Here is a 21,440-nt window from a genome sequence, read left to right as displayed (position 1 = left end):
TGTTATTCCTCCTCTTCCTTGTCCGGTCGACCGGCGGGGTAATGACCGCTGAAACAGGCCATGCAATAAGGATCATCCGGAAGTCCGATAGCGTTTTTTAGCCCCTCTGTACTGAGGAAACCCAACGAGTCAGCACCGATGTTAGTCCGAATAGCCTCAATCGTCAACTGCGCGGCCACCAACTCTTGGCGGTAAGGGGTGTCAATACCGTAGTAACAGGGGCTGATTACCGGTGGCGAGGCTACTCGTACATGCACGTTCTTCACCCCGGCCTTCTTCAGCATTCGGACCAACCGCCCACAGGTGGTTCCGCGGACAATGGAATCGTCTACCATTACCACACTCTTTCCGGCCAATACCTCCTGCAAAGGACTGAGCTTTAGCTGCACAGCAAATTCCCGGTCCTTCTGGCTCGGTTTTATGAACGTCCGCCCCACATAGCGGTTCTTGATCAACCCTGCATCCAGGGGAATTCCGGCTGCCTCCGCATAACCCAAAGCTGCCGATGTGCCCGAGTCGGGTACAGAAATAACCATATCGGCCTTGGCCGGGTGTTCAGAGGCCAAAATCCGGCCGGCCCGCCGGCGGGCGCCATGAACACCGATCCCTTCGATCAGACTGTCGGGGCGGGCAAAATAGATATACTCAAAGGTGCAGACCGCTTTTTCACCGGGAGCAAAACGCTGGGACGAAATACCGTCCGGTCCTATGGTCACCAATTCACCCGGCTCTACCGGTCGGATAAACTGGGCACCAACGGTATCGAAGGCACACGTTTCTGAGGCCAAGACATAACCGCCGTCGAACCGGCCCAAAGACAGCGGGCGAATGCCGTGCGGGTCGCGAATACCCATAATACGATCGGGAGTTAGCACCACCAAGGCATAAGCACCGTTTAGTTTTCTGAGGGTAGATATAAGGGCCGAGGTTAAGTCCGGATCTTCCGCTTGAGCAACGAGACTGGCGATAACTTCGATATCACTGTCGGTACGAAACAGATAGCCACGACGACTGAGTTCAGCTCTTAGGGCATCGGCATTGGTAATTTCTCCGTTATGGGCCAAAGCCAAGGAACCCCGGCGGGACATTACCGCCAGAGGTTCAGCATTTTCCACGTTACTTTGGGTATCGGTATTGCCGTACAACACATGGCCGATAGCTAACTTGCCATGGAGACGTTGCTGCCGTTCGGGAGTGAACACTTCGGCCACCAAGCCTCGGTCTTTCTCCAATACAATGGTTCGACCGTCCGTGATAGCTATACCGGCACTTTCTTGCCCGCGATGCTGCAGAGCAAACAGCCCCATGTAAGTTAACCGCCCCACGTCTTCGCCCGGAGCATAAATACCGAACACGCCGCACTTTTCCCTAACTTTAAGTGGCGGCATTAAAATGTCCCCTCCCAAGCCTGCTGCAGTTTTGTTAACGGCAGCGAGATAACATCGTCCACTGTAAAGTGATCGCCACCGGTTTTACCCAAAACAGTATAGGGTACGCCAAAGTCAGCGGTGAGGTTCTCCAGGGCCGTAAGTTTATCCGGTGCTACTGACACCACAACCCTGGATTGAGTCTCACCGAAGTAGGCACTGTCTCGGCGCAAGCTGCCAAGGTCTACCTTGACTGTGGCACCTAGGGGACCGTTTTTCCCAGTCAGGCAGCTTTCGGCTATAGCTACCACCAGCCCGCCGTCGGAAACATCGTGGGCCGAAGCCAACAGTCCCCGGGCTATAGCCTGGCGGCATAAGCTCTGAATCCGAAGTTCGCGGTCCAAATCCAGGTGCGGCGGACGTCCCGTTTCCAGATTGTGCAGCGCATACAGATACTCGCTGCCACCTAGTTCATCCTCTGTACTGCCCAGCAGCACAATTAGATCCCCGGCCGCTCGAAATCCCTGCCGCGCGTGTTTGGACACATCCGGCAGCAAGCCCACCATACCGACTATAGGGGTGGGGAAAATGGCCTGGCCTTCGATCTCGTTGTATAGGCTCACATTTCCGCCTACCACTGGAATCTCCAGCGCCCGGCAAGCGGCTGCCATGCCCTCAATGGCCTTTTGTAGCTGCCAATATACCTCCGGCTTTTCCGGGTTGCCAAAGTTGAGGCCATCGGTCAATCCCAAGGGTTCGGCTCCGGTAACAGCCAAGTTACGGGCTGCTTCGGCTACAGCGATCATACCGCCGGTGTAGGGATCTAGGTACGTATATCGTCCGTTGCCATCCACGGTTATGGCCAAGCCCTTGTTCGTTCCTTCCACTTGAAGCACCGCAGCATCCGAACCCGGTCCCACTACTGTGTTGCCCTGGGCCTCAATATCGAACTTTTCCCAGATATATTTACGGCTACAGATATTCCCTGACGACATCAGCTTAAGCAAAGCTTCGTTGTAGTCAGCGGGCTCCGGCAGAGTGCTCCAATCGAAAGACTGTTCCTCCTTGAGATAACCGGGCATCTGACCTTGGCGTACGTACGTGGGCACTTCTTCGGTGAGATATTTTGTCGGCACTTCGGCGGCAATCTCCCCGTCATGGTAGACTCTAAGGAGGCCATCGTCTGTTACTTGTCCAATATAGACCGATTCGATATCCCAGCGGGTGAAAATTTGCCGCACTTCTTCTTCGTAACCCTGCTCAACTACCAGCAGCATGCGTTCTTGCGATTCCGACAGCATCATTTCGTACGGGGTAAGGCCTTCTTCTTTGACCGGAACCAATGAAAGATCCATCTCCATGCCCGTGCCGGCCCGTGACGCCATCTCGGCACTGGAAGAAGTAAGGCCGGCTGCACCCAGATCCTGCATACCCACCACGTGCCCGGCAGCCAGTGCTTCCAGACAAGCCTCGATGAGGCGTTTTTCCAGCTCCGGGTTACCGGCCGGAATAGCCTCTCGCCGTTCCTCCAACTTTTCGTCCAACTCCCCGGAAGCAAAAGTGGCCCCATGAACACCGTCGCGCCCTGTTTTGCCACCGGCCAGGAGCACCTTGTTACCTACGCCGGCTGCTAACCCTTTAGCCGGATCACCGGTTAAAAGTCCCACCACCATGGCGTTTACCAGTGGGTTACCCTGGTAGGAAGGGCTAAAATACACTTCCCCGGCTACTGTAGGCACGCCCAGGGTATTACCATAGCCGGCAATGCCGTCCACCACCCCATCAAATATCCAGCGGGTGTGATTATCGTTAAGCTCGCCAAAGCGCAAAGAATTAATAGACGCTATCGGACGGGCACCCATAGCAAACACGTCACGCACAATGCCGCCCACGCCGGTGGCCGCTCCTTCATACGGTTCCACTGCCGACGGGTGATTGTGGCTCTCGATCTTAAATACCGCTGCTTGTCCGTCGCCAATATCCACTACTCCGGCATTTTCGCCCGGCCCCTGAAGGACATATTTACCCTCGGTGGGAAATAGTTTGAGCAGCGGACGTGAATTCTTATAGCCGCAGTGTTCGGACCACATGACAGCAAAGATTCCGGTCTCGGTCTCATTGGGCTCCCGCCCCATGAGCTTTACGATCTTTGAATATTCTTCGTCGGAAAGCCCCATGCTTTTGTAATCCACCATCAGAAAAACCCCCTTTTTTTCATGGTTGATCCGGTTACAGGTTATCCTTACGCTCCGCGGCGCCCCCCAGAACGACGGAGCTTGGCTCGCTCGGGGGCTTCGGGCAACTCGCTTCGCTCCCTGTACACCCTGTAAGGTGGGAAACAGCCGCTCCGCCCTGTCCTCACTGGTCTGCGCTCTTTTGATCGAGGGCTTAGCCCCGCTTTCAGGATGGCCATACAACCAGACAACTACACGACACCTAGCCCCTTCACTTACTCACTGACCTTATCCTGCTTTGTGGACTTCACAAAAGCGAGCAAAAGACCGGTAAGCAAATGAACAGCATTATGGTGGGAAACATTTGACCTAAGATCACAATTCCCGCAATACTTCCTGCTCCCCCACCTCTACCTGGGCTGCCAGTTCCTGGCGATACGCCTGTAACCGCTGAGCCAGGCTTTGGCTGGAGAGAGCCAAAATAGCCACTGCCAGCAGGGCCGCGTTCTTACCATTGTTGATACCAACAGAAGCTACGGGAATGCCTCCCGGCATCTGGGCTATGGACAGCAGGGCATCCAGCCCGCCCAAAGTCCCTCCTGCCGCCGGCACCCCAATAACAGGAAGTACGGTATCCGCCGCCAGTACTCCCGGCAGATGGGCCGCCAAACCGGCAACAGCAATAAGTACCTTTATCCCCCGTCCGGCTGCTTCCTTAGCGTACAAAGAAGCCTTTTGGGGTGTACGGTGGGCCGAAGCCACCACCAGCTCAAACGACACCTCAAAAGAAGTCAAGACTTTTGTAATTTCCTGACCTAAAGCACCATCGGACGCACTGCCTAAAACGATGCCCACTTGAGGCTCTTTGTCCATGAATATTCCTCCCTCACCTAGTCTCTCCTACCATAGGTTACAACATCACAGTTTCAGCACTACCCATAAAATAAAACAGCCAGCCGGGTGGTTTCTTTTGCTGAGTGAAACCTCCCCGCCTGGGCTTTTCCCCCTTCGGTGTAGCGCTACAGCGCCTGTGCCACTTGGTCCAGACCGTATGTGCGCGGAACCCTAGGCACACTTTCCCTCACGCATATTTAGGTTACGCCGGCTCTACACAGCCGCCGATTCCGCACTGCCTGAGGTATCCCTATTTTGCTATTTCATTCCATGTCCATGATAGCAAGGCTACCTGCCTTTGTCAATACAAAAAGCGAACATTATCACCGTTTTCCGTAATAACGTTCGCCTAGTCATAGCCAATGTTAAAGTATCCTCTTACCACTTGGCTGCTGTTGCTGTTCACTACGCGGGTAAACTAAGTCCTTTTCATGGTGGCTATACCTGAATCACCGTCCAAAGGTACTACAGACAGCCAATGTCTTACCTAGGGGGCGAAGGATTCTCAAGACGGTACTGATTTGTGGGTCAGTATTCCCACCTCAGGGGAGCTTTTTTATTCCCACTCAATAGTGGCCGGTGGCTTGGAAGTAATATCATACACCACCCGGTTAACATGAGGCACTTCACTAGTTAGGCGCTGCGCTATTTTATCCAGCACTTCGTACGGCAGCTCGGCCCACTGGGCTGTCATGGCATCGGTGCTCTCTACCGCCCGAATACCGACGGTATAAGCATAGGTGCGTGCACCGTGGGTTACACCCACGCTTTTGATATCAGGCAATACGGCAAAAACTTGCCACAGTTTTCGGTACAACCCAGCCGCTTTGATCTCCTCGATAACAATGGCATCGGCTGCCCGTAAAATAGCCAGTTTTTCCGCTGTCACTTCCCCTAATACGCGGACTGCTAAACCAGGACCGGGGAAAGGATGACGCCAGACCATCTCTGCCGGCAACCCCAGCTCCTCGCCCAGCCGGCGCACCTCGTCCTTGAACAAAAAGCGCAAAGGTTCGATTAGCTTAAGATCCATCTTTTCCGGCAGCCCACCCACATTGTGGTGGGACTTCACCCTTACAGCCGAACCGCTGCCGCTTTCGATCACATCGGGATAAACCGTTCCCTGGACCAAAAAATCTACTTGGCCCAGGCGCTCCGCTTCTTGTTCGAACACGCGAATGAATTCTTCCCCGATTATTTTGCGCTTTTTCTCCGGGTCGGAGACCTGGGCCAGCCGGGTTAGAAAACGCTGACGCGCATCCACGTAAATCAGTTTGAACCCGCGCTGCCGAAAAGTAGACATTACCTGTTCCGGCTCGTCTTGACGCATCAATCCATGATCGACAAAAATACTGGTAAGCTGATCGCCTACTGCCCGGTGGACCAAAGTGGCAGCCACCGACGAATCGACCCCACCACTTAAACCGCATATTACCTGCCCCGTCCCCACCTGGGTGCGAATCGCGGCCATGGCTTCTTCGGCAAAGGTTCCCATGTTCCACTGGCCGCTTAGACGACAAATATCAAACAGGAACGCGCGCAGCAGCAGCACACCTTTGGCCGTAGCGGCCACCTGAGGCTGAAACCCCACTCCGTACAAGTGCCGCTCAAGATCCGCCATCACAGCCACCGGTAGAGCGGCGGTGTGGGCCAACACCGAAAAGCCCGGCGGCGGTGCTACCACTCGCGCCCCGGAGCGAAACCAACCCCGTTCCTCCCGTTCCCAGCCGGTCAGGACCCCTTCTGGGCGGTCCACTGTCAACTGCTGGCACCGGTCCTCACCTACCGGTTGTTCAAAAACTGTCCCGCCTAAAACTTGGGCCATGAGTTGATGCCCGTACCCAATACAAAGCACCGGGATACCCAGCTCAAATATATCCCGGTCTATGGTCGGCGCGCCAGGAGCCAAAACCGAAGTCGGCCCACCGCTAAATATTATCCCTTTAGGCTTACGGGCCTGCACACTAGCCATCGTTACAGTAGGCGGTACCAGCTCAGCATACACTTTCAGCTCCCGCACCCGTTGAGCCAATAGCTGCGCTTCATTGCCGCCAAAATCTATGATCAAAACTAGCTCCCGCTGAACCATGACGCACCTTCCCTTCTAGTACCAAGCTGTTCCCCTGGGCTCCGGCCTCGGCACAACCTACGCCTCCACCGCTGGCCTTTTTCCTTACAGAGGCAATTCCGTAGGTGCCGACGGCAGCCCCATGGGTGCCGGCAGCAGCTCTTCGGCAGCCTGTTCCTCGGCCGGCGGTCCCACTTGATGAATCTCCGGTTGCGGCTGGTAAGTATCCCGCGATAACACTTCGTGCAACACAATATTACCATTGCGCCGGATGGTACGGGTAACCGAAACCTTGTAGCCCGGTTTACCTTCCTCTTCGATGGTATCGGTCCCTGGCGGTAAATTGGGATCCTCTTCATAAACGATCGGGAACGGTATTTCCTGTTCCACGGTGGTTTGAATGTATACTTGTTCGCCCCGGGCTGTGCCTAGAATTGCCATGAACAACTGATTACCGCTGACACGGCTGCAGATCATCACCGGTTCCGGCCTGGTATTCTTGAACTTAAAGTCGATGCCTCCGTAAGATACGGTGGCATCGCGGCCCAAGCCGATATAGGCGCTGGGTAACGAATGGTTCCGGCGTTCAACCGGTTTCAGCCCCGACAGCAAGACCGCATTGTACAGAGTACTAGACACCTGACAAATACCACCGCCGACACCGGGAACCAGCTCATCGTTAATAATTATCGGCGCTTCACGATAGCCTTGTTCAGCTTCCCGCGGACCTACCACGGCATTAAAAGAAAACACTTCGCCTGGCTCTATTAAATAGCCATTTAAAGCATCCGCCCCTAATTTTAGGTTATAGCTTCTGTCCGTGGCTGCTGCATTAAAGCGCGTGCTAAAGATCCCGATCACATCGTTGATACCCCGTCGTCTAAGCTCGGCCACGGTTCGGGGAATCACCTGTTGGACCGGCAATCTAAGCGTACCCTCACCGGCCTTCACCGCTGCCACAATCTGCTCCTTAGCCCCGGCTATTTCCAGCGAACGGCCGATCTGCTCCGGTACGGCCACCGGTTCGTTACCGCTTCCCAAGACGAAATACGCATCCTGAGCCGGCTCATTGACTTGCTCAGCCAGTTGAGCCAAAAATCCCGCCAACTGTTCCTGGTCCATTCGAAGCTCCAGCTTGAGGTTGTATCCTTCCTGTTTGATCCGGTACCGCTCTTGTAGCTGCTCCCACAGGCTCCCGCTGTGACCGACAGCCAGAGCTACATTTATTGTCTCCTCCAAATCAGCTTCAATTCCGATATCCTGAGCCTGAACCTTCACCATCTTATCCACCAAGCCTAATTCCAGCTGCTTCTCGTCGATTCTCTTTGCCTGCGACCCTAAAACCGCCTGTGCTTCGGCTGCGTTCAAGCCGCCGACATCTGTGCCCTCAATGGACACCCCTGGCACAATCCGGTCTGCTGCCAACAAGGTCCTAATCCCAACAGCAGTCCCTGTGCTGGCTAAGAACAAGGCTACTAGCATGATAGCTGCGAGCAAATGTTTTCTCGGCACTGGCCTCACCGTCTCAATCAAATAACCACCCCCGCCGGTGGAGTTAAGGTTTATTATAATAATAATACAAAATAAGTTACAGACCAATTAACAACAGGTAAATCTACACTTGATATGTACACTGCTCTTGAGCCAGCTCGGCAGCCGGAAATTCCTCCCGAGCCTCGGCCAACACCGCGCCCGGATCCTCCAGGGGAGACAAGTGGGTAAGCAACAGCCGTTTTACCCGAGCCCGGTTGGCGATCAGTCCCGCCTGCCGGGCGGATAAATGGTTTCTTCCCCCCTGCTTGAGACGGACGTCGGTGTACGTAGCCTCGCACAAGAACAGATCCGCTTCTTGAGCCAACTCAACTAAGCCCTCACAGTCCTCACTATCGGCCGAGTAGGCTACCGTTTTAGTGCCGGCGCTAAGACGCCAGCCAAAAGTAGGTATGCTATGCTGGACAGCAACCGGTATAGCTTTAAAAGCTCCAACCTCTATGGGCTGCCCCGGTAGTGGCCCTTGCAGATAAAGTAGGTCTCGGTACAACAGTTGCTCGAACTGATCCTTAGGTTCAGGCGGTACCCAAACAGGCAGCGGTTCAGCGCGCCGACCATAAATATGGGCCACTTCCAGAGCGTAACGGAGCACAAATACATCGCTGGTATGGTCGCTGTGTAAGTGGGATAAGATCAGCCCTGATAACGACTCCGGTGCCACATGGCCGGCCAAGCGGCTTAGTACACCGGCACCGCAATCAAGTAACAGATGTATGCCGGAAGCTTTGATCAAATACCCTGAACAGGCTCCGCCCGCCGCTGGAAAGGGGCCATAGCGGCCCAGAACAGTAACTTGCATTTTGTTGTTCCCCTCTAGGCGTCATAGTATAATAGTAACAAATATCAGGAGCGATGGGAATAGGAGGTTTTAGCTTGTCCCGGCGTCGGTGCCGCAAGTGTCAATCTACGCTGACAAAGAGCCTTCCCGCCGTTATCCGGCGGGAAATCTATTTCTAGACAGTTAGTCGCTGCGCCGAGGCCCCCAGATCCCGCAGTTTTTGCTCCAGATTTTCATAACCCCGGTCGATATGCTCCAAGCCGATAACCTCGCTCCTGCCTTCGGCTGCCAGCGCTCCGATCACCAAGGCCATACCACCGCGCAAATCGGTGGCCTCTACCGGTGCCCCGGTAAGCCCGACCGGCCCGGTGATGATGGCCGTATCTCGCTCCACTTGAATGTCCGCCCCCATCCGCCTGAGTTCATCTACATACTTAAAGCGGCCGTCGAAGATTGTCTCCCGTACTGTGCTCACCCCATCGGCCTGAGTAAGCAAAACGCTGAACGGGGCCTGCAAATCAGTGGGAAAACCGGGATATTGCTGGGTGGCGATATTGAGCGGTGTCAGCCTGTCCCCGCGTGAAACCCGGATAGCCGTTGTGCTTTCTTCCACCTTAACGCCGATGGCTTCCAAGCTGGCCAGCACTGAGCGCAGGTGTTCACCCATGGCATTTTCAACCACTACCTCACCGCCGGTCATGGCGCCCAAAATAAGGTAGGATCCCACTTCAATCCGGTCGGGAATGATCTCGTGCTCGGTGCCGTGCAAGCGATCTACGCCTTCGATCCGAATTACGTCCATACCGGCGCCGCGGATTCTGGCTCCCATAGCGCTGAGCAGATTCGCCAGGTCCACCACTTCCGGCTCTCGGGCTGCGTTTTCCAGCACCGTGGTCCCATCGGCCAACACCGCTGCCAACATGGTGTTAATGGTAGCACCCACGCTGGCCCGGCTGACGTAATATTTGGCCCCGGTGAGATGCTTGCTTTGGGCCTTCATATATCCATGCTCTAAGGTCACCTGCGCTCCCAGCGCTTCGAACCCCTTAATATGATAATCCACTGGCCGCGAGCCAATAGAGCAACCTCCCGGCAACGGAACCACTGCCTCGCCCAAGCGACCCAACAAAACACCCGCTACATAAAAAGAGGCGCGCATTTTGCGTACCAATTCGTACGGCGCCTGGGCTTCCTTCAATCCGGCTCCGTTTACCCGCAGCCGCCCCGGCCCATCCCAGCGAACCTTAACTCCTAAAGAGGACAAAATCGCACAAATGGTCTCCACATCGGTACCGTGGGGTACATTTTCCAACAGGGATTCTTCTTCCGCCAGCGCTGCGGCTACAATAACCGGTAAGGCACTGTTCTTGGCCCCGCTGGCAGTAATCACGCCGCTTAACACCCGGCCGCCTTCAATCACTAGTTTGTCCACCCTGCGGCCTCCCTTCCAGCTCTAAATACCCGCGTACGATCTCCTCTAGCAGATCGTCCCGTTCCACACTGCGAATCAGCTCCCGAGCCCGACCGAAGTTGGTAATATAAGTGGGATCGCCCGATAGCAAGTATCCCACCAGCTGATCCACCGGGTCGTAGCCCCGCTCCTGCAAAGCAGCACTGACTGAATTCAGCACCGTCCGGGCCGGGTTAGCCTGTTCCGAGGCTGGAAAGAGGCGCGTCTCTTGAATATTAGCTCCAGCTGACAACCACTATCCCTCCCGTTCCACCAGTCGCCGTAATTTACCCTTGGCTTCCACCGTACCTACCACATGCAATAAATCCCCGGCCTTAAATACCATTTCCGATGAAGGCGAATAATACTCCTGGCCCTGGCGTTCGATGGCCACCACTGTAGCTCCCGTCTCGGTTCGAATACGGCTGGAAGCTAGAGTGTGTCCTACCAACCAGGAGTTCTCTCCAATTTCCACCTTCTCCAGGTACTGTAAGTTGTTCAACATCCCCCATAGGTAGCTAACCATTTGTCGGCTGGTGGTTTCGATTTCTCGATCCAGCTTACGCTTATCTTCGAATAGCTGGCGCAACTTGCCCTGCATATCAGCTAAGGCTTGCTGGCCTCTAAACTGATGAAAATATGATTCCGCCGCCTTCTTGGACTTAATAATTACCCCCATACCGGGAGCCGTCTCCACCACCCCGGCATCTTGGAGCAGGGCCACAGCCCGGCGTATAGTCTCTGGCGAAACCTTGTACCGACCGGCCAGAGTCGACCGCCCAAATATTTTGTCCCCCACTTTATACTCGTCGCGCAAAATCCGGGAGGCGATGTCCAGTGCAATCTGCTCGTAACGAGACAAGACGCCCAGACTCTTGTGCTGTGCCAACCTTAGTCCTCCTTACGAAAATTGTCTTTATCCAGCAGTTCAACACACAACTGCTGCAAAAACCACTCTACATCGCTAACCACACCTACCGCCTGAACACTGCCCCGATCCACTAATTTGGTCACCACTGCCGGGTTAATATCCACACAGACCAGATGTACCTCAGCGGGCAGTAGGTTGCCCACGGCAATAGCATGAAGCATGGTGCCCAGCATCAATACCAACTCGGTTCCCGGGATCAGGGCCCGCATGGCATCCTGGGCCACAACCACATCGGTGATCACATCCGGCAGCGGCCCGTCATCTCGGATCGAACCGGCCAGGACAAAATCTACTCCTTCCCTGACTAGGGTGTACATCAAGCCGCTGTTCAAAAGGCCTATTTCAACCGCCGCTCTGATACCGCCGGCAGCTCGAATGGTGTTAATCGCTTGCAGATGGTGGCTATGGCCGCCGGCAACCGCTTCCCCTCTGGTCAAACACACCCCTAACGAAGTGCCATACAAAGCATGTTCGATATCATGAGTGGCCACGGCATTACCGGTAAATACTGTCTGCACATAACCGGCCCTGATAAGCCGCTCTAAAAAACGACCGGCCCCAGTGTGAATGACAGCCGGACCGAGCACCACTAGAATCTTTCCGCCTTGGGCCCGCACTTGTTTCATTTCCCGGGCAATACCGGCAATTAACAAGCCTTTGGGGCGTTCACTGGAAACCGCACTGCCCATGAACGAGAACACCTCTTGGCCGCGAGCTCGCTGAAGGGCAGTAACCTGGACCCCCTGGTTGCCCACCACAATAGGGTCGCCTCGCTTCACCTGACTCATGGGTATACACACCGCCGTTCCCGCCGCCGGATTCACTGCGATAGCGCAGTCCATTTCCATTCTCTGAACCGGGATCCAGCCGGAAGGCAACCGGATCTTAGTGGCCAAGTTAGTGGTAGCATAGAACCGTTCCGGAAATACTCCATCCTTGGGAGCCGGCTCCAGCCGTACCTCCTCCCGGTCGCGGGCAGTCACGCCCTGCACCTCCTGCCAAATCCTTGCCAGCTCTGGTTCAGAACCAGCAGTGAGCCGCAGCCGCACCCGGCTGGGATCATCCCCAGTCTTTCCGAGAGCAATATCTTCAATGGTAAAGTCCCCGCCCAAGTCCAAAATGGTAGCTAAGGTCCTTAGAAGAAGGTGAGAATCTAATCTATGTCCCGAGAGCTCTAAAGTTCTCTGGTACACGCTATCATTCTCCTCAATAATTGCCTGAACCCATGCTATCATATTGTAGGTTCAGCGTCAACGAACTCAAAAAAAGGGGCCAGGCGTACACCTGACCCTAACAAAGTGAGTTATATTAAGCCCTTTTCCTGAAGGAAATCACGGGCCACCTGAGCCGGCTCCTCTTCGTCCACGTCCACCCGGGCATTTAGTTTGGTCTGGGTCTCAGTATCGATCAAGCCGCAAAGGGGTTCCAGCGCCGCTTGAACTTCCGGATATTGTTCCAACACATCGGCCCTGGCCACTAACATACCATAATAGGGCGGGTTGAACTGCCGGTCGTCTTCCAGAATTACCAGGTCCTGAGCTATATTGCGCCCGTCAGTGGTGTAGATCACCGCAGCATCAACTTCTCCTGTGGCCAACGCCCGGTACATAAGCCCAAAGTCCATGGGGATAGCATCCTTGAAGCTAAAGCCGTAAGTCTCACAGAACTCTTTGTATCCTTGGCCGGGGTAATCCTGAAACGTCTGATCCGTGGCCAACACCATATCACCGGCATACGGTGCCAGGTCACTTATTTTCTTTAAGGTCAACTCTTCCGCTGTTGCCCTGGGTATCGCTACTCCATAGACATTGTTATAGCCATATGGTTCAAAAGCATAAAGCCCGTATTCTTCCAAGAGCCGGTCATGAACGTACTGCCACACCTTATCCGGATCGCGCCACTTCGGGGTAAGCTTCTGCTCAAACGTGCCTAGAAAATGCGTGCCGGAAAAACTAATATGCATATCTAAGTCGCCCTTGACGGTAGCCTGCAAATTGGCCATGGAGCTGCCCAAGTTCTGCACGTGTTCCACTTTATGGTTTGTTTTGGCCTCGATCAGCGCCTTAGCTAATTCAGCCTGGATTTCCACTTCAGCATAACCTTGTGAGGCAATACGGAATGTGGTGCCTTCCGACCCTGTTCCCGTACTTTTGTTCGAACTGCCGCAGCCAGCAACAAATAGCATGGCAGCCAAAACACAAACCAGAGTAGTTGCCAGTTTTTTCATTATTTCTCCCCTCCCAGTGGAAAAGTGTCCCCTATTCTTGCTGGTTATGCAACTTCAATCCTTCCGGAGTCACCCACTGTTCCACATGACTCAGCAAAAAGTCGGCTAACAACGCCATGGCAGCAGCGGGGATAGCCCCTACCAAAATGAGATAATCGCGCATGAGATTCAGGCCACGGACGATATAACGTCCCAGGCCCCCTCCGCCCACCATAGCAGCCAAGGTGGCCGTCCCAATGGCAATTACGGTAGCTGTGCGTACCCCGGCCATAATCACCGGCACCGCCAGCGGTAATTCCACCTTGAACAGCAACTGCATAGGTGTCATGCCCATGCCGTTGGCCGCCTCTTTTAATTCGGGGCTTACCCCTTTGATACCAGTGTAGGTGTTACGCATAATAGGCAGCAAGGAATAAAGAAACAAAGCTACCACCGCCGGCTTGTTACCGATACCCAGTCCCAACGGAATAAATAGGGCCAACAAAGCCAGGCTGGGAATCGTCTGGATAACATTTCCTATTCCCATGACTACCCGCTCCAGCGGTGCATACCGGGTAGCCAAGATCCCTAAAGGCACAGCCACCAGCACCGCTAATCCCACCGGCAGGACCACCAGTATTAAAGTGTGTTCTTGAAAAGCTGCCAGTATCTCTGGCCCGTGAGAAGCTATATATCCGGTCATCTTAGTAAATGTTTCTAGCATCTTGGTTGTCATTATCTGCAACCTCCTACTGCCTTGGCCAAGTACTGTTCGCCAGCTACCTGACCATTACTATAATTGTCCACTAAAACGCCCACCAAACTGGCTCGGGTCACTACGCCCTGAAGCCGGTTTTGGCCATCTACTACTGCCACTAAATTAGTGTTTCTATCCAGTAGCTTTTCTGCTGCCAGTGACAGCGGTGCATCCGGATGTACTTGCGGTGCCACTAGAGACAGCACCTCCGTCACTGACACCATCTCGTCACGGAGAAGATACGGATATAGATCCCGGGCTCGAACGATACCTTGCAGAACCCCGTCTTTGACCACCAGCAAGCTATCCACCCGTTGGCGCTGCATGCGCATCAAGGCTTCACCTAAACCGCGGTCGGCAGCAATAGTTACCGGATTAGGATTCATAACATCGCTCACTTTCAGCTCTTCCACTGCCTGCGGCCGAGCACTGCGGCCAATAAAGCTGGCGACAAAATCGTTGGCCGGATGACGGACAATCTCTTCCGGAGTATCGTCCTGGACAATAACGCCGTCCTTCATGATAATAATGCGATCCGCCAACAGCAACGCTTCGCTCATGTCGTGGGTAACAAATACAATGGTTTTTTTCAGTTGCCCTTGCAACCGTTTCAGCTCCAGTTGCAGTTGTTCCCTGGTGATCGGATCCAGAGCACCGAAGGGTTCGTCCATCAAAATTAATTCCGGATCAGCCGCCAGGGCCCTGAGCACACCAATGCGCTGCTGCTGTCCGCCGGACAGTTGGGCCGGATAACGTCCGGCATATACTGCCGGTTCCATGTCTACCATAGTAAGCAATTCCTCTACCCGAGCTTGGCACTTGGCCCGGGACCAGCCCTTGAGCTGCGGCACCAACGCTATGTTAGCTGCTACTGTAAGATGGGGTAGCAAGCCAATAGTTTGAATCACGTAGCCGATATCGCGCCGCAATTCCACCACATTAAGAGCCCGGGCGTTCTGATCATGGATATAAATCTCGCCACTGGTAGGCTCGATCAGACGGTTCACCATTTTTAACGTTGTGGTCTTACCACAGCCGCTGGGACCGATTAAAACAACGAATTGTCCCTTCCCAATAGTAAGGTTCAGTTGATCAACGGCAGTAGTGCCTCCGCTAAATCTCTTTGTAATTTGTTCAAATCTAACCATTTGCTTCACCTCGTTAAAATTAGACTCTGTCATTGGACGGTACTTGAACCGGCACTCCGCCTTCTCGGCACCCTTGGCCCCGTGCTAATGCCGTTACTTCAGCGTTCATACTTGCTGCTACAGGAGGCAAACTCGGGAGTTGCCGACAACTTCAGTATACGCGCCCAGTTTGCGGTGGTCAAGTAAAAAATGATTTCTTAAACATTTATTTACTTTTCTTGGCTTGACCATAGCCCATAGAAACCTCTTTAAGTCAGGTGCCGGTGGTCAAGGCAAGAGGCTAACAGCAACTGGCCGGAAAATGTGCTATGATGGGGATAATTGGAGGTGTGCCCAGTGGTAGATACATACCGTACCCTGGCCCAAGAAACCGAAGTGGAAATAAAAATAGAGCGCTCCCGCTTTATTGGGCGGGCACGCCCAGTAGATTCGGAACAAGAAGCCAAGGACTTCATTTCTGCCAGAAGCGAATTGCATCGACAGGCAACTCACAACGCTTGGGCCTACCGGGTCGATCCCGAGCGCGACATTCGTTTTGCCAGTGATGCCGGTGAACCCACCGGTACTGCCGGCGAGCCCATTTTGCGCGCTATCTTGAGTCTGGAGCTCATGGACACAGCGGTGGTAGTAACCCGCTACTTCGGCGGAAAAAAACTCGGCATCCGCGGACTGATCGAAGCTTACGGCGGCACCGCCGCCCAAGCCCTGGCTGCCGCCGGGACTGTGGACAAAGTCATCACCGAGACCTTTCAGTTAGTCCTGGATTATCCGGAGCTGGATCAATGCCTGTACTTGGTAAGAAAGAGTGACGGCCAAGTGGTAACGGCTGATTATCAACAACAAGTGACTCTTCGCGTGGCCATCCCCCGCTCTAAGACTGCCGACTTTGTCGGCCAAGTGCAGAACATAGCCCAACTGGAAACCGGTTAAGCCAGCTTGCCTTTCTCGGACGACGCTGTCCCTTCTGCCGCCTGTCGGCGCCAACAATACAGGGCCACTGCCAACACAAACAGCGCCGCACTCACCACTTGAGCCAGACTTAGTGTCGACGAGTACATAAGGCCCAAAACCTAAACCCCCGTCGATAAGCCAGCCCGGCAGCGGCGGCAATACCGGTCACCAATCCGCCGTAAAAAACCAAGCCGCCACTGGAAAAACGAAAGAAAATCAGCGGCTGGCGCAGAAACTCGGCGGCGTCGTACAGGAGCAGGTAATTAAGACGGCTCCCCACTACCCCAGCCAGTACACCGCCCACAGCTACATCCAGCAAGCCCTCCGGCTGCTGCCAGCCTTCTTGGCGGGCCAAGCAAACAGCACCCCAAGTACCCAGCAAAGTAGCGGTGGCCAATAGGAAACCCCAACTGTAAACTTTAATTGGACCCAGTGTAAACAAGACCGGTCTCACCTTTTCACCAGCTTTCCGACAATGAGACTCGTTATACATTCCCCACTTTTGGGGCTAAATAAGCCCAAAGGCGAACGTTCTTTCCCACTATCCACACAATCCACAGGATTATCCACACAAAAAGCGGCTCGTCCAAACATTTCTTTCTACTTCTCCACATTCTCCACAGAACTGCAGTCAGTGATTCCGGGGATAAAAACCGCCTGCTGCTAACCGTTTTTTCCTGGTTCTTGCTTTTTTTCCCCAAGTTTTCCCCAGGCGTTTTCGGCTCCAAGGGGCAAGTTGGCCACTGCGTTCAGGGACAACGGAGCCGTAAGATTCTGTCTTAAATACCAGTAACCGGCACAGGCTACCATCGCTCCATTATCAGTGCAAAGAACCGACGGCGGCACCAATACCTCCAACCTGCGCTCAGCTCCTGCTTCCCGCAGGGCCTGCCTGAGCTCGCCATTGGCCGCGACACCGCCGGCTAAAGCAATCTGCTTCAGCCCAGTGATATCAGCCGCCAACAATGTTCGCTTCACCAATGCCGTAACCACCGCCCGTTGTAAGCTGGCCGCCACATCGGCCTTGTTAGGCTCCTCTTTGCGCTGGCGCAGTTGGTTTAGGTAATTGAGTACGGCCGTTTTAAGCCCGCTAAAGCTAAAGTCCAGCGGATGGTCTTTCACCACTGCCTGGGGCAGAGGCAATGCGTCCGGGTTACCGGACTGCGCCAAACGCTCAATGGCCGGTCCGCCAGGGTATCCTAAACCCAAGGTTCGGGCTATCTTGTCAAAAGCTTCTCCGGCGGCATCATCCACCGTACGACCGAGCAACTCATAGTGGCCGTGACCGTGGACATGAATAAGCGAGGTATGACCGCCTGAGACCACCAGACTCAAAAATGGTGCTTGGAGCTCCGGCTGCGTCAGCAGGTTGGCATAGATGTGGGCCGCAGTATGATGGACACCGATCAAAGGCACGTTTTGAGCTAAGGCCACTGCTTTAGCATAGGACAAGCCCACGAGTAACGCCCCCACTAAACCGGGACCGGCAGTAACCGCCACGGCCGACAAATCGCCAAACGTCAAACCGGCTTCCTTCAGGGCCGTTTCCACGGCCGGCACAATCAGTTCCACATGCCGGCGGGAAGCCAACTCCGGCACCACCCCACCGTAAAGAGCATGTAAGTTCACCTGGGAAGAAACAATATTAGCCAAAACATGACGCCCGTCAGCCACCAGGGCGGCCGATGTTTCATCACACGAAGTTTCGATACCTAAAATTATTTGTTCTCTATGCAAACAACTCACCTCAGGTTTATTATAGTCTGAGGAGGACTCTTTGGCGAGGGCAGCTACAGTTAGTATGATTAGTTAACACCGGACCCGGGGGTGATGGGATGGAAATTAGGCCGGTAACAGCCAGGGAACTGGATGAAGTGGTGGATATTTTCGCGGCTGCTTTTTATGACAGTATCTCCTTCTTTACGCCGCTCACTCCGAAGATCAAGGTGGCTCTTAAGGACTTTTTCCAGCTTCTGCTCTTGGTTTTTGGCCCCGGTTTTATGGTGGCCGTTGAAAACGGTCAAGTTCTAGGCTATATAGTCATGGCCCCTGACATTAGACGTTTGTGGCTGGCTGCCGTCTTCTCCGGTTTTGCTTTTAAGTTGGCTGTTAAGACCATCGCCGGAGTCTATGGCGTCAGTGGGTCCACGATTAAAAAGATCGTTCACAACAAACTATATTATATGCGCTTCGAGGTTGCCACCGATCCGGGCGGACAACTCTTGTCTATCGGGGTAATTCCTGAGCACCAAGGAAAAGGAATCGGGCGAAAGCTCATTGCGGCTGGAATTGATTACTTGGCGCTCCACAATGTAAGCAGCATAAAACTGGAAGTCCGCCCCACCAACACCGCGGCTGCTCATCTTTATGCCAGCTTCGGCTTTGTGCCTGTAGGCCAGGCCAGGGATCTTCAGGGTGAATGGATAGTCATGGTAAAAGAACTAAGCCCGTGCTAAACACGGGTCTTGTTGTTTCAAAGATCGAATTTCCACATGATAACAGCATCTTCGTGGGTTTCGGCGTAGTAGTTGCGCCGACAACCCAAAGCCTTAAAGCCAAGGTTCTCGTACAGCTTCCGGGCACCCCAATTCGACTTTCTTACCTCCAAGGTCATCTTGTCGGCGTCGTTAGCTTTAGCTATCTCCATCAGTCTACTCAGCAGGGCTCTGGCAATGCCTTGACGCCGCCATTGGGGTAACACGCCAATGTTGGTCACGTGAGCTTCATCCACCAGGACCCACATACCGGCATACCCCACCACTGTTTCCTCCGCCATGGCCACCAGGTAACAAGCCACTTTATTATGGAGCAGCTCAAACATAAATGCATCCTGGGACCAGGGATAAGGAAAAGACTGTCGTTCCACCTCCATCACCCCGGACAGGTGGTCCATGGTCATGGGCAGTATCTTAATCTCAAGGGGTACTGGCATTGCCCTCGGCCTCCTCGGCTCTCCGCGCCTCCCGCGCCAGTTCCGCTGCGGCCCGACGTACATAGAGCGGCTGAGCTGCGGCCACGTCTTGCACTTGTCCTGCGGCCAAGCGGCGCGCCGCCAACCGACCCAAGATCGAGGCTCGGGGCAGGTTGTACCAAGATGGTAGCTCCAGTACGGCCAGCCCCTCCAGATCAAAATATTCCCGGCACAAAGTAGCTCCGTCCCCACATACCGCCAAACGATTGCCGCCGGTCAACTCCTTAGCCTGTACCGCCACCTGCTCCGGCTTTAGCGCCAGATAGCCGCTAAGGGGCTGCACATCATCGTCCCGATGGTGGCCGGCATAAAAAGCCACATAGATGTGCCTTTGTTTCGCATCCAGAAGCGGCGCGGTGACAAAGCCGGGCCGTACAGCTGCCGCCGCCAATACGTCTAAAGTGCTGACAGTAACAAGCGGTATGTTAAGCGACTGAGCCAGCCCCTTGGCGGTACTCAGTCCGATCCTCAGCCCGGTAAAGGAACCCGGTCCCGCCCCGCAGGCCACAGCCCCTAAGTCTTTAGGTTCCAGGCCCATGGCACCAAGTAGTGCCGCTATGGTGGGGGCTACTGTTTCGGCATGACGGCGTTTAGATTGTTCGTTATGTTCCACCACCGGATTTCCATCTTTTAGCAGCGCCACACTAAGTGTTGGGGTTGCCGTCTCCAAAGCCACTAGCCACATCGGTTGTCAGCTCCCTCACCAGTTCCTGATAGTAAGCCCCAGAAGGCAAAAAGGTCACTTTGCGCTCAGCACCGATCCCGGTAATCCTCACCTCTAAATGATCTGGCGGCAGTAATTCCCGTACCAAGTCGCCCCATTCGATCAGGCAAATGCCGTGGCCGTATACGTACTCTTCATAGCCGATATCCAGCAGCTCATCAGGGGCGTTCAGCCGATACACATCCAGGTGATAAAGGGGGATCCGCCCCTGGTGTTCTTCGACTAATGTAAAACTGGGGCTGGTTACCGGACCTTTCACCCCTAGGCCCCAGGCCACACCCCGTGCAAACGCAGTCTTTCCCGCTCCTAACTCGCCGGTAAGAAGGACCACCATCCCCGGGCCGGCAAGCTTGCCCAGTTGCTCACCGATCTGCTCTGTTTCCTCCACCGTCTTGGTTGTCAACTGAAGCACCGCTTTTTACCTCCCGCCACCGGCCGCACCTTTATGTTCATTATAGGCGAGGCACTGGCGGTGGTCAAGCAACTCGCAACTCCAGCGGACGCAAAGCCCACTCTTGTTCATTGTCATCTTGAACGAAACGAAGGGTTTTAAGAATCTCAAAGAAGATCCTTCAGGCGTTGCCCCCAGGATGGCAAAAAATGGCTTTCCACAATAAGCCTAGTCAAGACAGATCCGCCATTTACAGGCTTGAAGCCGCGGCGTGTAAACAGTGAAGCTCTGGGTTTCACCGGGATCCAAATAGTTCAAAAACGCCCAGTCCACATCCAGTAGCTGCCCGCTCTCATCCAAAAACTCCACCAGCACTTTGACAAAGTCTAGCCGCTCCGGTCCTGTACTAGTCAGTTGCCCCAACAGGCTGATATAGGCCGGGCCTCGATCGCCATAGGGCTCGGCTGTGGCTGTAAACTGAACCGGTCGGGGCCTGGCTTTAAACCCCGGCGTCAGCCGTACCCGGTACCTGGTTATGTCGGCCCGATAAGGTAGCATCAGCTTAAACGGCTTACTCTCACCCGGGTTAAGAAATCGTACATACACCTGGGCGGCAGCCACCACCTCCTGGTCGTTGTTGCCCACTTCCCAAGTAATGAGCGTCAACTCTGCGGCCAAGTCGGCCTTGTTGTGGATTCGTCCCACCAGATACCAAGCCGGGCCGGACTGAAACGTGCTCAGTTCCTGGCAGAAGAAACTGCCGCTGTCCTCTCCCTCAGCCGGTAACAGCACCGGCTCGGGTAAAGCCCCTGGAGCCCAATCACACTTGTCCCCCAATTCCGTTTCCTCCGCCGGTACAGTCTGGACCGTGTCCCCAACATTGGTCGGCACCGATTCTTCTCCCAGCACTGTCTGGGGACAGAAAGACAAAGCCAGGATCAACAACACCCCAGCGGCTGTACACCCTCTACCCAGCATTAACATCGCCTACCACCTCTGCCTGCCCTTGGTGCCGCTTACTTCCATATACTGGTAGCAGAATCCTTCTGTGCGTTTTCACCCAGCATCGACAAATCCCT

Annotated in this window: 21 protein-coding genes; 2 read left to right on the top strand and 19 right to left on the bottom strand. The window is 54.4% G+C overall.

Features of this window, described 5'->3' with window-relative positions; all coding sequences use genetic code 11:
* Positions 1 to 2: 2 nt before the first annotated feature.
* The 13 genes from GX016_00145 to GX016_00085 form a co-directional block, all read right to left on the bottom strand.
* Positions 3 to 1,388: an amidophosphoribosyltransferase gene (locus GX016_00145; GenBank protein ID HHT69971.1), complete on the bottom strand. Its 1,386-nt coding sequence runs from the start codon at positions 1,386 to 1,388 to the stop codon at positions 3 to 5.
* Positions 1,388 to 3,562 (bottom strand): phosphoribosylformylglycinamidine synthase subunit PurL, encoded by a 2,175-nt coding sequence (purL, locus tag GX016_00140; protein HHT69970.1) that lies wholly within the window; start codon positions 3,560 to 3,562, stop codon positions 1,388 to 1,390. Before purL ends, GX016_00145 begins: the two co-directional genes overlap by 1 nt.
* A 354-nt stretch (positions 3,563 to 3,916) precedes the next feature.
* Positions 3,917 to 4,414 carry a 5-(carboxyamino)imidazole ribonucleotide mutase gene (gene purE / locus GX016_00135; GenBank protein ID HHT69969.1) on the bottom strand — a complete coding sequence of 166 codons (498 nt, stop codon included), beginning with the start codon at positions 4,412 to 4,414 and terminating at the stop codon, positions 3,917 to 3,919.
* 577 nt (positions 4,415 to 4,991) lie between these two features.
* Complete coding sequence (gene guaA, locus GX016_00130; GenBank protein HHT69968.1) at positions 4,992 to 6,524, bottom strand: glutamine-hydrolyzing GMP synthase; 1,533 nt, start codon at positions 6,522 to 6,524, stop codon at positions 4,992 to 4,994.
* Positions 6,525 to 6,608: 84 nt separating this feature from the next.
* A complete protein-coding gene (locus GX016_00125) occupies positions 6,609 to 8,036 on the bottom strand; it encodes a hypothetical protein (GenBank protein ID HHT69967.1) in 1,428 nt (475 codons plus the stop codon).
* Positions 8,037 to 8,118: 82 nt separating this feature from the next.
* Complete coding sequence (locus GX016_00120) at positions 8,119 to 8,853, bottom strand: MBL fold metallo-hydrolase (GenBank protein HHT69966.1); 735 nt, start codon at positions 8,851 to 8,853, stop codon at positions 8,119 to 8,121.
* A 154-nt stretch (positions 8,854 to 9,007) separates the two neighbouring features.
* On the bottom strand, positions 9,008 to 10,264 hold the full coding sequence (gene murA / locus GX016_00115; GenBank protein HHT69965.1) for a UDP-N-acetylglucosamine 1-carboxyvinyltransferase: 1,257 nt from the start codon (positions 10,262 to 10,264) through the stop codon (positions 9,008 to 9,010).
* Positions 10,245 to 10,517, bottom strand: coding sequence for an IreB family regulatory phosphoprotein (locus GX016_00110; protein HHT69964.1), 273 nt, complete (start codon positions 10,515 to 10,517; stop codon positions 10,245 to 10,247). The genes murA and GX016_00110 overlap by 20 nt, the downstream gene beginning before the upstream one ends.
* Positions 10,518 to 10,538: 21 nt before the next feature.
* Positions 10,539 to 11,171, bottom strand: a complete 633-nt coding sequence (locus tag GX016_00105; protein HHT69963.1) for a GntR family transcriptional regulator — start codon at positions 11,169 to 11,171, stop codon at positions 10,539 to 10,541.
* Positions 11,172 to 11,173: 2 nt separating this feature from the next.
* Positions 11,174 to 12,448: a TIGR00300 family protein gene (locus GX016_00100; GenBank protein HHT69962.1), complete on the bottom strand. Its 1,275-nt coding sequence runs from the start codon at positions 12,446 to 12,448 to the stop codon at positions 11,174 to 11,176.
* Between the two features lie 68 nt (positions 12,449 to 12,516).
* The gene (locus GX016_00095; protein HHT69961.1) at positions 12,517 to 13,440 is read right to left on the bottom strand and encodes a hypothetical protein; all 924 of its coding nucleotides are present in this window, start codon (positions 13,438 to 13,440) and stop codon (positions 12,517 to 12,519) included.
* 31 nt (positions 13,441 to 13,471) lie between these two features.
* Positions 13,472 to 14,122 (bottom strand): ABC transporter permease, encoded by a 651-nt coding sequence (locus tag GX016_00090; protein ID HHT69960.1) that lies wholly within the window; start codon positions 14,120 to 14,122, stop codon positions 13,472 to 13,474.
* A 32-nt stretch (positions 14,123 to 14,154) separates the two neighbouring features.
* On the bottom strand, positions 14,155 to 15,324 hold the full coding sequence (locus tag GX016_00085; protein HHT69959.1) for a betaine/proline/choline family ABC transporter ATP-binding protein: 1,170 nt from the start codon (positions 15,322 to 15,324) through the stop codon (positions 14,155 to 14,157).
* 336 nt (positions 15,325 to 15,660) lie between these two features.
* Between GX016_00085 and GX016_00080 the strand changes: the two genes are divergently transcribed.
* On the top strand, positions 15,661 to 16,254 hold the full coding sequence (locus GX016_00080; GenBank protein HHT69958.1) for a YigZ family protein: 594 nt from the start codon (positions 15,661 to 15,663) through the stop codon (positions 16,252 to 16,254).
* A 109-nt stretch (positions 16,255 to 16,363) separates the two neighbouring features.
* Here GX016_00080 and GX016_00075 read toward each other — a convergent pair whose 3' ends face one another.
* Together GX016_00075 and tsaD are read right to left on the bottom strand one after the other, a co-directional pair.
* A complete protein-coding gene (locus GX016_00075) occupies positions 16,364 to 16,729 on the bottom strand; it encodes a prolipoprotein diacylglyceryl transferase (GenBank protein ID HHT69957.1) in 366 nt (121 codons plus the stop codon).
* 209 nt (positions 16,730 to 16,938) lie between these two features.
* Positions 16,939 to 18,012, bottom strand: a complete 1,074-nt coding sequence (gene tsaD / locus GX016_00070) for a tRNA (adenosine(37)-N6)-threonylcarbamoyltransferase complex transferase subunit TsaD (GenBank protein HHT69956.1) — start codon at positions 18,010 to 18,012, stop codon at positions 16,939 to 16,941.
* Positions 18,013 to 18,110: 98 nt separating this feature from the next.
* Here tsaD and GX016_00065 point away from each other — a divergent pair, with 98 nt between their 5' ends.
* Complete coding sequence (locus GX016_00065; protein ID HHT69955.1) at positions 18,111 to 18,731, top strand: GNAT family N-acetyltransferase; 621 nt, start codon at positions 18,111 to 18,113, stop codon at positions 18,729 to 18,731.
* Between the two features lie 17 nt (positions 18,732 to 18,748).
* Here the strand turns inward: GX016_00065 and rimI are convergent, their stop codons facing one another.
* From rimI to GX016_00045, 4 genes are all read right to left on the bottom strand, one after another.
* The gene (gene rimI, locus GX016_00060) at positions 18,749 to 19,174 is read right to left on the bottom strand and encodes a ribosomal protein S18-alanine N-acetyltransferase (GenBank protein HHT69954.1); all 426 of its coding nucleotides are present in this window, start codon (positions 19,172 to 19,174) and stop codon (positions 18,749 to 18,751) included.
* A gap of 16 nt (positions 19,175 to 19,190) precedes the next feature.
* Complete coding sequence (tsaB, locus tag GX016_00055; GenBank protein HHT69953.1) at positions 19,191 to 19,931, bottom strand: tRNA (adenosine(37)-N6)-threonylcarbamoyltransferase complex dimerization subunit type 1 TsaB; 741 nt, start codon at positions 19,929 to 19,931, stop codon at positions 19,191 to 19,193.
* Positions 19,891 to 20,373, bottom strand: coding sequence for a tRNA (adenosine(37)-N6)-threonylcarbamoyltransferase complex ATPase subunit type 1 TsaE (tsaE, locus tag GX016_00050; protein HHT69952.1), 483 nt, complete (start codon positions 20,371 to 20,373; stop codon positions 19,891 to 19,893). The genes tsaB and tsaE overlap by 41 nt, the downstream gene beginning before the upstream one ends.
* 216 nt (positions 20,374 to 20,589) lie before the next feature.
* A complete protein-coding gene (locus GX016_00045) occupies positions 20,590 to 21,345 on the bottom strand; it encodes a hypothetical protein (protein HHT69951.1) in 756 nt (251 codons plus the stop codon).
* Positions 21,346 to 21,440: the final 95 nt, after the last annotated feature.

The sequence above is a fragment of the Bacillota bacterium genome (assembly GCA_012837285.1).
In the GTDB taxonomy this organism is placed as follows: domain Bacteria; phylum Bacillota; class DTU030; order DUMP01; family DUMP01; genus DUNI01.
Note: the sequence above shows the minus strand (reverse complement) of the source record. Positions and strands in the feature narration are given on the sequence as shown.